Genomic DNA, 13,483 nt, shown 5'->3' on the forward strand with positions numbered 1-13,483 from the left:
TTCTTTTCGTCATTTTATACGATAAAAAGTGTCCACTTTTTTCAACAGGGGTCAAACACCACTTTGTTCTTACCTGAATTTTTAGCGTGATACATCGCTTTGTCGGCGGCCATCATGAGTTTTTGGGGAGTGAATGCATCTGAGCGGTGAATGGCGACGCCGATACTGACGCCTACTGATAACATGGCATTTTCAACAGCAATCGGTTTTTTTAATGCGTTGATGAGTCGATTAGCTAATGTTTCCAACTCGTCTTTGTCTTTAAATTTTTGCACGATTAAAGTAAATTCATCGCCGCCTAAACGTGCTAATGCATCGTGTTCTCTTAAACAACTTTGGAATAACTGACTGACGGTGATGAGAAGTTGGTCACCAATTGCATGGCTGTATTGGTCATTAACGGTTTTAAAGTTGTCTAAGTCCATATAGAAAATGGCATATTTCTGTTTTTCTATAATGGCATTATCGTGAATGTGTTGTAGCTTGTTTTCAAAGCCACGCCGGTTTAATAAATTAGTGAGCGGGTCATGTGAGGCTTGGTGGTTAAGGTGGTCAACCTTATTTGAGCTAGATAAAATGACATTAAATAAATGGAGCGTGTTGAGGTATGAAAATATCAAAATACCGAAAATCATTAGCGCCAGTGCTACGCCTGCAATAATGCTGTAAAGGATGGTTGTTTGCATGCGGTTATTGAGTGTATGTCGACGTTCCAGTAAGTCTCCGTCAGCTTCCATCAATGCAGTTCGAATGTTATCCATAACTATTTTGCCGCGGTCCTTAGATAGGCTGAGGTGTGAAGCGTATGAGCCTGCACTCAGCTGCACTGTGGTGCTGGCTTCTATAATGCTAAACTTATCGTCACAAAGCCGCTGTATTTTTTCTAGCATTGGCGTTAGCGTAGTGAGTTTACGTGCGCTTTTAGTGAGGTCACCTATGGTTTTATACGCTTGAATTTTGCTTTCATTATAATGATCAAGAAACGTGACATTATTTGTGATTAAATAGCCGCGCTGGCTGGTTTCCGCATCTAATACGGCATTTCTTAGGGTGATAATATTAAAGCGTTGCATGTCGATAAAATCTTTATTTTTTTCGATTTTATTTAAATTGTACATCGTATAAAAAAGACTCAGCATGACCACGCTAATTAATAGCGACGCCGCAAGCAGCGGGTAGATAATCTCTTTCTTATAGTTCAACATGAGTAACTTAGGGTTAGCATTCTCGTAATTTTAATTATAATAGCGCTTAGCTAAATGTAATTTCCCATATACCAGCAATTTTACCTATCAATTCAAAAGATTAAGCACAATATGAATATATACGCCATGGCAAAACCTTTGTTGTTTTGCTTAGATGCCGAGGTCGCGCATGATGTTACGATTAAAAGCTTAAAGCTAGCAACTAAACTGCATGTGACGCAATACTTTAATCATGCGCCTATTTGTCAGCCAAGAACAGTCATGGGGATTACATTCCCGAATCCCGTTGGCTTGGCTGCAGGTTTAGATAAAAATGGTGCTGTGATTGATGGTATGGCGGCCTTGGGTTTTGGTTTTATTGAAGTGGGTACTGTGACACCGCGTCCGCAACCTGGTAACCCTAAGCCACGTTTGTTTCGGGTAAAAGAAGCACAAGGGATTGTGAACCGCTTTGGGTTTAATAATTTGGGTGTGGATAATCTAATCGAAAACGTAAAAGCTGCGCAATACAAGGGCGTGCTAGGCATTAATATTGGCAAAAATTTTGATACGCCGATGGAAAGCGCGGTAAATGATTATTTAATTGGCATGCAAAAAGTGTATGCGTATGCCAGTTATATTACCGTGAATATTTCATCGCCCAACACGAAAAACCTTCGTGCGCTGCAAGAAAAAGAGGCTTTATCTCACTTGTTGGCGACGCTCAAGCTACAGCAAACTAAATTAGCCAATCAACATGGCAAGTATGTGCCTATCACCTTAAAGATTGCGCCTGACCTAGCACTTGAACAAGTGAATGAAATTGCCGATTTGTTGATGCAGCATAACATCGACGGCGTGATTGCTACGAACACCACTTTGGCTCGCGAAATGTTGCAAGGCATGGAACATGCGGAAGAAACAGGCGGTTTATCAGGTGCGCCTGTACGTAACAAATCAACACTGGTGATTCAGCAACTATCGCAACGTTTACAGGAGGCTTTGCCAATTATTGGGGTAGGTGGAATTTTAAGTGGTGCTGATGCCGTTGAGAAAATAGCAGCGGGGGCAGACCTTGTGCAAGTTTACAGTGGGTTAATATATAAAGGTCCAAAGCTAGTGCATGATATTTGTAAATCTCTTGGTTAACCGACTGCATCTTTCAAAAGCCCAATGTCTTTACCTATTTTATATTCATACCGCCGTTGTCCTTACGCCATGCGAGCGCGTATGGCACTTAGACTTGCCCAAATTGATGTTGAGATTCGTGAAATTTCATTGCGTGATAAACCAGCACATATGTTGCAAGCTTCACCTAAAGCTACCGTGCCAGTGTTGGTGCTGCAAGATGGTACAGTGATTGAACAGAGCTTGGATATTATGCATTGGGCATTGCAAGAGCATGCGCTAGGGGAAGTTGCTCATTCAGGTGCTGAAGCACTTATTTTGGAGAATGATACGGCGTTTAAACAGGCTTTAGATGCATACAAATATCCTGAGCGTTACCCGAGTAAAATGCAAAAAGAGCATCGGGCTGATGGTGAAGTATTTTTGCAGAAGCTCGAAAATTTGCTACTTGAGCATCCTTATTTATTCAGCGCCACACCTAGCTTGGCTGATATTGCCATTTTTCCCTTTGTTCGGCAGTTTGCTGCCGTAGATGCAGTTTGGTTTGAAGCTGCGCCTTACCCAAAATTGCAGGTTTGGCTAAACAAACTTATTGAATCTGAATTATTTATGAGCGTGATGGAAAAACAGCCAACTTATATTGAATAAGCTGGCTGTTATTTGTACTGCTATCAATAATGCCTTGTTAAGCTTCTGCTAATGCACTTTCTGAAGGTGCTTTATCATCGGCAAATATTAATTTCACCTCATCTTTGCTGTCAATATCCACATGTACGTTGCCGCCGTTTGCTAGTTTGCCAAACAGTAACTCATCAGCAAGCGCCTTGCGAATCGTATCTTGAATCAATCTAGCCATTGGCCTTGCACCCATGAGTGGATCAAAGCCTTTTTTGCCTAAGTAAGCTTTCAATGCATCACTAAAAGTTACTTCCACTTTTTTGTCATGCAATTGATCTTCTAATTGAATCAAGAACTTATCAACCACACGAATGATAATGTCTTGTGATAATCCAGCAAAAGACACGGTTGCATCCAAACGATTACGGAACTCAGGTGAGAATAAGCGTTTAATATCAGCTTGCTCATCGCCGGCTTGTTTGGCATTGGTAAAGCCAATATTCGCTTTAGATAAATTCTCCGCACCAGCATTGGTGGTCATGATAATCGTGACGTTTCTAAAGTCCGCTTTGCGGCCATTGTTGTCTGTCAGCGTGCCATTGTCCATTACTTGCAACAAAATGTTGAAAATATCAGGGTGTGCTTTTTCAATCTCATCAAGCAACAATACGCAATAAGGATGCTTAGTAATCGCTTCGGTCATCAAACCACCTTGCTCAAAGCCTACATAGCCTGGAGGCGCACCAATCAAGCGGCTCACCGCATGGCGTTCCATGTATTCACTCATGTCGAAGCGAATCAACTCAATGCCCATGATGTAGGCTAACTGTTTAGCTACTTCCGTTTTACCTACGCCAGTCGGGCCGCTGAATAAAAAGCTACCAACTGGTTTATTATTGCCACCTAAACCACTACGTGCCATTTTTACGGCTGATGTAAGTGCTTCAATGGCTTTATCTTGACCAAATACCACGGCTTTCAAATCGCGCTCTAATGTTTTAAGCGCGCTTCTGTCATCCGCAGAGATATTTTTGGGCGGAATGCGCGCAATTTTAGCAATAATGTCTTCAATCTCTTTAATACCAATGACTTTTTTCTGTTTAGATTTTGGCAAGATCCGCTGCGCTGCGCCAGCTTCATCAATCACGTCAATGGCTTTATCTGGCAGGTGACGATCGTTAATGTATTTAGCTGAAAGCTCAGCGGCTGTTGTTAATGCAGAAGCCGAATATTTCACGCCATGATGCTCTTCAAATCTTGATTTCAAGCCTTTTAGAATCTCAATGGTTTCAGCCACGCTAGGCTCAGTCACATCCACTTTTTGGAAGCGACGTGATAGCGCATGGTCTTTTTCAAAAATACCGCGATATTCTTGGTAAGTTGTTGCGCCTATGCATTTGAGCGTACCGTTTGATAAGGCTGGTTTTAGCAAGTTGCTTGCATCCAAGGTGCCGCCACTGGCTGAACCTGCGCCTATCAAAGTATGAATCTCATCAATAAACAAAATCGCGTCTGGGTTTTCAGCAAGCTGTTTCATGACTGCTTTTAAGCGTTGCTCAAAGTCGCCGCGGTATTTGGTACCAGCCAGCAATGCGCCCATATCAAGAGAGTAAACAATGGCATTGGCCAATACTTCAGGAATATCTTTTTCCACAATACGACGTGCTAAGCCTTCAGCAATCGCAGTTTTACCTACACCAGCTTCGCCAACTAATAACGGGTTATTTTTGCGGCGACGGCATAGTGTTTGCACAACACGTTCAAGTTCTGGGCCACGACCAATCAGAGGGTCAATTTTGCCTGCTGCTACTTGTGCGTTTAAATTGAGTGTGTAATTTTCAAGCGCGCCAGCAGGTGAAGCCTCAACATCAGCTTCTGTATCAGCGCCTTCAGGTTTCGCGGTTTCGCCAACCTTAGATACGCCATGTGAAATGAAATTCACTACGTCTAGACGCGTTACGCCTTGTTGATGCAAGAAAAATACCGCATGAGAGTCTTTTTCACCAAAAATGGCAACCAATACGTTAGCGCCAGTCACTTCTTTTTTACCAGAAGATTGCACATGTAACATAGCACGTTGAATCACACGTTGGAAACCTAAAGTAGGTTGTGTATCAACGTCCTCTTGACCACCCACTGTTGGCGTGTGCTCTTCAATATATTGGTTTAGCTCGGTGCGCAACACCTCTAGTTTCGCACCGCATGCTCGCATTACTTCGGCTGCGGTTGGGTTGTCTATCATGGCAAGTAGCAAATGCTCAACCGTAATGAGCTCATGACGCTTTTGTCTAGCGTCCATAAATGCCATGTGAAGGCTAACTTCTAACTCTTGAGCAATCATTTCATAACCCTCTAAATTTAAATTCCATATTTCAATTTTGCAGTGTCTAGATTAAAAGTAGACACTAAGCTGGCTCTGTTACACACTGCAAAGGATGTTGCTGATCTCTTGCATAGCTCAATACTTGGTTCATCTTTGTTTCTGCAATATCTTGCGGGTATACCCCACACACCGCTAAACCTTCTGTATGTACTTTGAGCATAATTTGCGTCGCTTGTTCACGGCTTTTGTTAAAAAAACGTTCTATACATTCAACGACAAATTCCATAGGCGTATAGTCATCGTTTAAAAGTAAAACATTAAACATTGGCGGCAACTTAGGCTTCGCCACTTCCGGTTTAAGTGCAACATCATTTTCAAAGGGCTTAGTACTTTTTTGTAACTGTGTCATATGAACCTATTTTGAGCCAAACCACAGAAATTTCAAGCCCAATTTCAATAGGGTTATCGTAAATCATTAAATAAAATTCATTGCGTGGAATAAGCGTGCAAAATAGTGGCTGATTGTAAGCAATTATTTTAGGGGAGATATTGAATTTAGATCAGGCTGTACTAAGCGGGACTTGGCGATATTGGTTAAAGCTGAGTGAAAACAGAACGGTGCTTTAAGGGTAGATTTTAACGCTTTTAACAATGCGGTCTTGCGTTTGAATGATTTCTATCACGTGAGTTCCAATTTTAAAACTGGTGTTAGATTCTGGAATATCCTCAAAGTGTTCTAGAATGAGTCCATTAAGCGTGCGCGGGCCTTCAAGAGGTAAGTTCAGGTCTAGCTTTTTATTTAGATCGCGTAGTGTGCTACTACCATCGACTATCCAGCCGCCATCTTCATCTTTGCGATAGCTGCCTAAACGTGAGGGTGATTGCGTAGTAAAGTCACCGATCATTTCTTCTAAAATATCTTCTAAGGTCACAAGGCCTTTAAATTCGCCATATTCATCAACAACCAGTGCTACGCGTTGTTGTTTTTCTTGAAATTGCTGAATTTGCGTATAAAGTGGTGTGCCTGAAGGCACAAAGTAAGGCTCGGCGATTACTTCGCGTAATGTTTCTTTATCAAAATCATTACTTTCATGGTGTGCACGCAATTGCGACATGACTTTGCGCAGATGCAGTATGCCGATGATTTCTTCTTGTTCACCTTGTCTTACTGGCAAGCGCGTGTGTTGGCTATTCGAAATCTGCTGCATAATTTCATCAAGCGGCGCATCAAAGTCAATGCTTTCTACCAAGGTATGAGCGGTCATCACGTCATCAACGGTAATTTTTTCTAAATCAAATAGATTTAATAAAATGGATCTATGCTTTTTGGGAATGAAGTGGCCAGCATCAGTGACAATGCTACGTAATTCTTCAGTAGTAACCGCATGGTGGGCTTCTGCAAAATTGGCTTTCATGCCCAATAAGTACATAAAGCCTCTTACAAAAAGATTGACGAATGAAACGATAGGGTTAAATAACCAGAGCAAAGGGTAAAGTAAATAGCTGCAAGCAAAGGCAAATTTTTCAGGATGAGCTGCAGCAATCACTTTGGGCGATATTTCACTAAACACTAAAATAACGAATGTCAGCGCAAGCGAGCCTGCTGCAAGCACGTATTCTCCCTCACCAAATAATTGATGGCTGATGACGACTTCTAATGCCGATGAGCCAACAATGCACAGTGTATTACCTAATAGAATGACACCTAGTAATTTGTCAGTTTTCGAGAGTAATACACTGGCTAAGCGTGCGCCGCGATGACCTTGCCTTGCCAAATGCTTCATCCGATAACGGTTGACTGACATAAGGCTGGTTTCTGAGATTGAGAAAAAAGCAGTACACAGCAGTAGCAATACCAGAATGCCAAACTGCGAGCTTAAGGAAATATTATCCAAAGGGGTCTACCAAAGGGAGTCTAATTGTTGATATATAAGATAAAGAGAGTGTATACGGCAGGGGGATCAGAAATCAAGTGCAATGTAACTGCACTTGATTGATTTATTTGAAGTTTATGTGAAGGTTAAGAGGCGAATTCAGAAGGGTCTGGCTCAACTACGACTTCTTTCTTTCCACCTTCTTTTTTCTCAACATCACCAATTAAGTTGGCGCGATTGACGCCTAACCACATGGCGATTGGGCAGGCAACCAATACTGAAGAGTAAATACCGAACAAAATACCAATAGTGAGTGCTAATGCGAAGTTATGCAGTACTTCGCCGCCGAATAACAGCATTGAGCCAACCATGGTTTGCGTCATGGTGTGCGTGATGATAGTACGTGACATGGTGCGAGTAATCGCGTTATCAATTACTTGTACCACGCTAGCTTTACGCATCTTGCGGAAGTTTTCACGTACTCGATCAAACACTACTACGGATTCATTCACTGAATAGCCTAGAACCGCTAGAATCGCCGCCAATACCGTTAGGTTGAATTCCCATTGAAAGAATGCAAAGAAACCTAAAATAATCACCACGTCATGCATATTGGCAATAATTGCTGCCACCGCAAAGCGCCACTCAAAGCGTAACCATAGATAAAGCATAATGCCTAAGCTAACGAAAAATAGTGCTAAACCACCATTTTCATATAGCTCATCGCCTACTTGAGCGCCCACTGCCTCTACACGGCGAACTTCAGCCGTAGCGTCCGCTGCGACTAATGCTGTTTTTACTTCCTCTGAAAGTTTAGCCACTGAAACGCCTGTTTTAACAGGTAGTCGAATCAATACATCATGGCTTGAGCCGAAGTTCTGCACGGTGGCCTCTTTCAAGCCTATGCTATCAACCGCTTTACGAACGCTTTCAAGATTAGCCGCTTGTGGATAGTTCACTTCCATGACAGTACCGCCAGTGAAATCTACCCCAAAGTTCAAGCCACGAGTGGCTAAAAACACAACAGCTAAAATGAATGTCACCAATGAAATTGCGGTCGTCAGGCGACCGTAACTCATAAAGGGAATATCTTTTTTGATTCTAAATAATTCCATAATATTTACTCTAATCTTTTAAAAAGTTTGCGCTTAAGCTTTGTAAATTTGGCCAATTGATAGCTTGGTAAGCTTACGGCGATAACCGTAAATCAAGTTCACTATGGCGCGAGATACTAATACAGCACTGAACATTGAAGTCAAAATACCTAAAACATGTACTACCGCAAAGCCTTTAATTGGACCTGTTCCAAACATAAATAAGGCTAAACCGGCAATCAGCGTTGTTACGTTTGAGTCTAAAATAGTATCCCAAGCGCGCTCGTAACCCGCATGAATACTAGCTTGTGGCGTGTTGCCATTACGTAACTCTTCACGAATACGTTCGTTAATTAACACGTTAGCATCAATCGCCATACCAAGTGCTAGAGCAATCGCCGCCAAGCCTGGGAGGGTAAGTGTTGCTTGTAGCATCGATAGAATCGCCACCAGCAGTAGCAAGTTAATCGCTAGTGCGGTCACTGAAACTGCACCAAAAGCCGCGTAGTAAATCATCATCATTACTGCAATTGCAGCAAAGCCCCATAGCGTTGAATGTACGCCACGGTTGATATTGTCTTGCCCCATGCTAGGGCCAACAGTACGTTCTTCAACAATATCCATCGGTGCGGCGAGCGCACCGGCACGTAATAGCAAAGCGATATCGGTGGCTTCCTGTGTATTGGCCATGCCAGAAATCTGCACGCGACCACCACCAATTTCTTCGTTAATAGTGGGTGCGGTAATCACTTCCGTACTGCCTTTTTCAATCAGCAATATTGCCATGCGTTTGCCTACGTTTTCACGCGTCACTTGCTGGAAAATACGTGCACCACGTGCGTCTAAGGTAACGTTTACAGTAGATCTGCCAGATTGACTATCTACGCCAGGGCCTGCATCCGTAATGTAATCACCTGTCAGTACTACATTCTTTTTAACCAACACTGCGCGACCATCACGGTTTTTAAATACGTCGTCACCTATCGGGGCTTGACCTTTTTCCGCTTTTTCTAAGGTAGCCGCATCGCTTTTCTCTTCATCAACCAAGCGAATTTCTAGCGTCGCGGTACGACCTAAAATCTCTTTCGCTTTGGCTGTATCTTGCACGCCTGGCAGCTGAACTACTACACGATCCGCACCTTGTTGTTGAATGATAGGTTCGGCAACACCTAACTCGTTAATACGGTTATGTAGTGTCTGAATATTTTGTTTAATCGCAAAATCTTGAATGGATTTTTGCTCAACCAAATTAAGTGAGGCTGTTAGAATTCTTTCTTCACCAATGGTTGATTCTTCTAGCGTTAAGTTTGGATATTCTTTAGCAATTACTGCATGCGCTTTGGCCAATTCATCTGGGTTATTGAAACGAATTTGCACGGTTTCACCTTCGCGCGACACGCCAACATAAGAAATGCGCTCTTTACGCAGTGCTATTTTGAAATCGCCTACAAAGCGTTCAGCGGCTTTACTTAAAGCTGCTTTCATATCTACTTGCATTAAGAAATGCACACCACCACGTAAATCCAAACCTAAATACATTGGTTTCGCGCCTAAGCTACGCAACCAGTTTGGAGAGCGAGAAAGCAAGTTCAAGGCAACCGTGTAATCAGTGCCTAAATTTGCTTGCAACACATCTTTAGCACGGATTTGTGTATCAGTGCTCTTAAAGCGCGCTTTTACACCACGCGCATCTTGATACACGCCATCATATTCAATTTTCTCTTGCTTAAAAATATCCTCAACTTTGCCCAGTAAAGCTGAGTCAAGCTTGGTGGTGCTTTTAGCAGGGGTGATTTGTACAGCTGGAGATTCACCAAAGAAGTTTGGAATCGTGTAAATCAGCCCAATCAAAATCATGACTGCAACAAGGATGTTCTTCCACATTGGATAGCGGTTCATAGTCTGGCTCTAATTAATAACGTTGTGGTGTTGAAATAGGCTTAGTTAATAGCGTTTAAATGCTCTTAATTGTGCCTTTAGGTAGTGCGCTTTGTACTGCTTGTTTTTGCACAGTGATTTCAGTATTTGCAGCAATTTCTAAGCTTACAAAAGACTCTGTTACTTTAGTCACTTTGCCTACAATGCCGCCGCTAGTGACCACTTCATCGCCTTTTTGCAAAGCGGTAATCATCTCGCGCTGTGCTTTTGCTGCTTTCATTTGCGGACGAATGATCATGAAGAAAAACAATACAAAAATAACGACAAGTGGTAAAAAACTCATTAAATCGCCACCTGTGGTAGCGCCTGCTGCGTATGCATTTGAAATAAACACGTTGGACTCTCTTTAAAAATGAACTGGAATATTGTAAAAAATTAGCTTCGGATTTTAACACAGACTGTTATTTATTGCAGACTCGTCACTTTAGCGTCATTTCGGAGTTTACTTGGGTATTGAGTTGAGTACGCTTAATTGCAAACTCAGTTTTAAACGCATCAAATGTGCCAGCTTCAATCGCACTGCGCATACTCTGCATCAGCACTTGGTAGTAATGTAGATTGTGTATGGTGTTTAAGCGCGCACCTAGAATTTCACCTATTCTGTGTAAATGGTGTAAATAAGCACGACTGAAATTTTGGCAGGTGTAGCAAGTGCAATCAGCATCTAAGGGTTGGGTGTCAGTTTTATAGCGGGTATTTTTAATTTTTACGTCGCCATATTGCGTGAATAGCCAGCCGTTGCGGGCATTGCGCGTTGGCATAACACAGTCGAACATATCAATACCTTGCGCAACCGCTGCGACTAAATCTTCTGGTGTGCCTACGCCCATGAGGTAGCGCGGTTTGTTTTGTGGCATTTTTGGTGCAGTGTGCGCCAATATGCGCAGCATATCTTCTTTTGGTTCGCCTACGGATAAACCGCCAATAGCAAAGCCGTCAAAGTCAATTTCAGTTAAACCTGCCAGCGACACATCGCGTAATTCTTCGAACATGCCGCCTTGAATAATGCCAAATAACGCATTGCTATTGCCTTGATGTGCGTCTTTGCTGCGTTTTGCCCAGCGTAAAGAAAGCTGCATAGAGTCGTTCGCTTCTTTTAATGTTGCTGGAAAGGGTGTGCACTCGTCAAAAATCATCACAATGTCGCTATTCAACACTTTTTGAATGCGCATCGACTCTTCTGGCGTTAAAAAGCATGTGTCGCCATTGATTGGGCTTTTAAACTTGACGCCTTCTTCCGAGATTTTACGCATTGCGCCCAAGCTGAATACTTGAAAGCCGCCTGAGTCAGTCAGAATCGGTCCATCCCAGCCCATGAATTTATGTAAGCCGCCATGTGCTTCAATCACTTCTAACCCAGGGCGTAGCCACAGATGAAAAGTGTTGCCTAAAACGATGTGCGCATCAATTTCTTTAAGTTCTAGTGGCGACATGGCTTTTACTGTGCCATAAGTGCCCACTGGCATGAAAGCAGGCGTTTGCACATCGCCATGCGCTAGGTGAACAGTGCCGCGGCGAGCAAGGCCGTCTTGTTTGTGTAAGGTAAATTGCATGGTAAGGCTATATTTGAACCGTCTTTTAAGAACCCGCGATTTTATCACAAGCCTTTGCTATACTCATTTTTGTATCAATAAACCACAATAAAATACTATAAAAATTCAATGTTGATTCATTAACTTAGCCAATATGCTCGTAAATATTACTCGATTAGCCATGATAGTTTTAGTTAGGCTATTAGTCGGCGCTCATCCGCGCTGGGTGGGTGCTGAGCCTAGTTTTGCGCAAAGTATTTATTTTACTAATCACACTAGTCATTTAGATACACTGGCACTGTGGGTTGCGTTACCTGCCGACATTCGTGCAAAAACCAGACCAGTAGCCGCTAAAGATTACTGGGGTCGCGGCAAAATTAAACAATTTATTGCATTAAAAGTGCTGAATGCCGTGTTAATTGAGCGGGAAGTTTCGCGCCATAGAGATCCATTAGCGCCTTTATTAGCTGCACTTGCTGCGGGTGATTCGTTGATTCTTTTTCCTGAAGGTACGCGTAAAGCGCAGGCTGAACCTAGCGACTTTAAAGGCGGTTTGTATCATTTGGCAGAAGCCTTTCCTCAGGTAAAACTTATCCCGGTTTATTTGGACACATTACATCGCAGCATGCCTAAGGGCAGTTATTTGCCAGTGCCGTTAATTTGTACGGTGCGCTTCGGCGCTACGCTTTTATGGCATGCTGATGAGCATAAAAAAGCATTCCTAACGCGCGCCCGAGCTGCGATTTTGCATTTGATTTAGGGTGAATTATTTAATGAAAGTAGAAGTATGCTAACTCAGCTTGCTAACACGCTTGAAGCGCTAGATCCAACACATAAGTTTTATTGGCTGATAGGCGCGGTAGCTGCATTACTGCTCATAGCGTCTATTGTTGGTTGGGTGCTAAAGCATCGGTTATTAGCCAAAAACAATCCCTCCGAAAAGTCGTTAAAGCTCATTAATAATCTAATTTCCAGAGTGAACGCATGGTGGGTAATGGTGGCAATTCTTGTCATAGCTTTTTTGGCAGGCAAGTTGGGCACCATTATTCTATTTGGTTTTATTTCATATTTCGCGTTGCGTGAATTTATGACGCTTACGCCAACGCGCGCAGGCGATCACCGCACCTTATCGTTGGCCTTTTTTCTGCTGATACCTTTACATTACTATTTAATTTACACCGATTGGTACGGTTTGTTTAGCGTGCTGATACCTGTTTATGCTTTTTTATTGATGCCTTCAATTTCAGTACTCGCGCATGACACTGAGCATTTTTTAGAGCGTGCAGCCAAAATTCAATGGGGCGTGATGGTTGCAATTTACTGCATTAGCCATGCACCCGCATTGCTTTTGCTTCCCATTACAAACTTTGAAGGTCGAAATACCTTGTTGCTGTTTTACTTTCTGCTTATCGTTCAGTTGAGCGATGTATTGCAATATGTGTTCGGTAACTTATTTGGCAAAACAAAAGTTGCACCTATCGTTAGCCCCAATAAAACGTTGGAAGGTCTTATTGGTGGCGGTTTGTCGACAATTTTAGTTGGCGCTGGTTTATGGTGGATTACGCCATTCACAGCGCTACAAAGCGCAGGCATGGCTGCGATTATCGTAACGATGGGCTTTTTAGGTGGCTTAGTGATGTCTGCCATTAAGCGTAGTTTAGGCGCTAAAGATTGGGGCAATATGATAGAAGGTCACGGTGGCATGTTGGATAGAATGGACTCGGTTAGTTTCGCTGCGCCAGTTTTCTTTCACTTAGTACGTTATTATTTTACGCCTTGAGTGACTTAAGTA

Annotated in this window: 12 protein-coding genes; 4 read left to right on the plus strand and 8 right to left on the minus strand. The window is 42.6% G+C overall.

Translation table 11 applies throughout. From position 1 onward, the window contains the following. Positions 1–41: 41 nt before the first annotated feature. The gene (locus PSU78_RS02755) at positions 42–1,205 is read right to left on the minus strand and encodes a diguanylate cyclase (protein WP_300383910.1); all 1,164 of its coding nucleotides are present in this window, start codon (positions 1,203–1,205) and stop codon (positions 42–44) included. Positions 1,206–1,316: 111 nt separating this feature from the next. On the opposite strand from PSU78_RS02755, the gene PSU78_RS02760 reads away from it, so the two are divergent. Next, positions 1,317–2,333, plus strand: a complete 1,017-nt coding sequence (locus PSU78_RS02760) for a quinone-dependent dihydroorotate dehydrogenase (protein WP_300383913.1) — start codon at positions 1,317–1,319, stop codon at positions 2,331–2,333. Between the two features lie 24 nt (positions 2,334–2,357). Continuing rightward, complete coding sequence (locus tag PSU78_RS02765; RefSeq protein ID WP_300383918.1) at positions 2,358–2,960, plus strand: glutathione S-transferase; 603 nt, start codon at positions 2,358–2,360, stop codon at positions 2,958–2,960. 37 nt (positions 2,961–2,997) lie between these two features. Here the strand turns inward: PSU78_RS02765 and clpA are convergent, their stop codons facing one another. The 7 genes from clpA to tgt all read right to left on the minus strand — a co-directional run bounded on the left by clpA (position 2,998) and on the right by tgt (position 11,712). Further along, positions 2,998–5,271, minus strand: a complete 2,274-nt coding sequence (gene clpA, locus PSU78_RS02770) for an ATP-dependent Clp protease ATP-binding subunit ClpA (RefSeq protein ID WP_300383921.1) — start codon at positions 5,269–5,271, stop codon at positions 2,998–3,000. 64 nt (positions 5,272–5,335) lie between these two features. Then, positions 5,336–5,662, minus strand: coding sequence for an ATP-dependent Clp protease adapter ClpS (gene clpS, locus PSU78_RS02775; protein WP_300383924.1), 327 nt, complete (start codon positions 5,660–5,662; stop codon positions 5,336–5,338). Positions 5,663–5,876: 214 nt separating this feature from the next. Continuing rightward, entirely contained in the window at positions 5,877–7,148 is a 1,272-nt protein-coding gene (locus PSU78_RS02780) for an HlyC/CorC family transporter (protein ID WP_300383927.1), read from the minus strand. Positions 7,149–7,273: 125 nt separating this feature from the next. Further along, a complete protein-coding gene (secF, locus tag PSU78_RS02785) occupies positions 7,274–8,242 on the minus strand; it encodes a protein translocase subunit SecF (RefSeq protein WP_300383930.1) in 969 nt (322 codons plus the stop codon). A gap of 33 nt (positions 8,243–8,275) precedes the next feature. Beyond that, positions 8,276–10,120 carry a protein translocase subunit SecD gene (gene secD, locus PSU78_RS02790; RefSeq protein ID WP_300383933.1) on the minus strand — a complete coding sequence of 615 codons (1,845 nt, stop codon included), beginning with the start codon at positions 10,118–10,120 and terminating at the stop codon, positions 8,276–8,278. Between the two features lie 55 nt (positions 10,121–10,175). Next, positions 10,176–10,493, minus strand: coding sequence for a preprotein translocase subunit YajC (yajC, locus tag PSU78_RS02795; protein WP_300383936.1), 318 nt, complete (start codon positions 10,491–10,493; stop codon positions 10,176–10,178). 85 nt (positions 10,494–10,578) lie between these two features. Further along, complete coding sequence (gene tgt / locus PSU78_RS02800; RefSeq protein WP_300383939.1) at positions 10,579–11,712, minus strand: tRNA guanosine(34) transglycosylase Tgt; 1,134 nt, start codon at positions 11,710–11,712, stop codon at positions 10,579–10,581. A gap of 160 nt (positions 11,713–11,872) precedes the next feature. On the opposite strand from tgt, the gene PSU78_RS02805 reads away from it, so the two are divergent. Further along, positions 11,873–12,451, plus strand: a complete 579-nt coding sequence (locus PSU78_RS02805; protein WP_300383942.1) for a 1-acyl-sn-glycerol-3-phosphate acyltransferase — start codon at positions 11,873–11,875, stop codon at positions 12,449–12,451. A gap of 27 nt (positions 12,452–12,478) precedes the next feature. Next, complete coding sequence (locus PSU78_RS02810) at positions 12,479–13,471, plus strand: phosphatidate cytidylyltransferase (RefSeq protein WP_300383945.1); 993 nt, start codon at positions 12,479–12,481, stop codon at positions 13,469–13,471. The last annotated feature ends 12 nt before the right edge of the window (positions 13,472–13,483 follow it).

It is taken from the genome of Methylotenera sp., assembly GCF_029945705.1.
GTDB lineage: Bacteria > Pseudomonadota > Gammaproteobacteria > Burkholderiales > Methylophilaceae > Methylotenera.

Bases quoted from the DNA above. Each gene is read 5' to 3' on its own strand.
- PSU78_RS02755 (WP_300383910.1), bottom strand. From the start codon at position 1,205: ATGTTGAACTATAAGAAAGAGATTATCTACCCGCTGCTTGCGGCGTCG.
- PSU78_RS02760 (WP_300383913.1), top strand. From the start codon at position 1,317: ATGAATATATACGCCATGGCAAAACCTTTGTTGTTTTGCTTAGATGCC.
- PSU78_RS02765 (WP_300383918.1), top strand. From the start codon at position 2,358: ATGTCTTTACCTATTTTATATTCATACCGCCGTTGTCCTTACGCCATG.
- clpA (WP_300383921.1), bottom strand. From the start codon at position 5,271: ATGATTGCTCAAGAGTTAGAAGTTAGCCTTCACATGGCATTTATGGAC.
- clpS (WP_300383924.1), bottom strand. From the start codon at position 5,662: ATGACACAGTTACAAAAAAGTACTAAGCCCTTTGAAAATGATGTTGCA.
- secF (WP_300383930.1), bottom strand. From the start codon at position 8,242: ATGGAATTATTTAGAATCAAAAAAGATATTCCCTTTATGAGTTACGGT.
- secD (WP_300383933.1), bottom strand. From the start codon at position 10,120: ATGAACCGCTATCCAATGTGGAAGAACATCCTTGTTGCAGTCATGATT.
- tgt (WP_300383939.1), bottom strand. From the start codon at position 11,712: ATGCAATTTACCTTACACAAACAAGACGGCCTTGCTCGCCGCGGCACT.
- PSU78_RS02805 (WP_300383942.1), top strand. From the start codon at position 11,873: ATGATAGTTTTAGTTAGGCTATTAGTCGGCGCTCATCCGCGCTGGGTG.
- PSU78_RS02810 (WP_300383945.1), top strand. From the start codon at position 12,479: ATGCTAACTCAGCTTGCTAACACGCTTGAAGCGCTAGATCCAACACAT.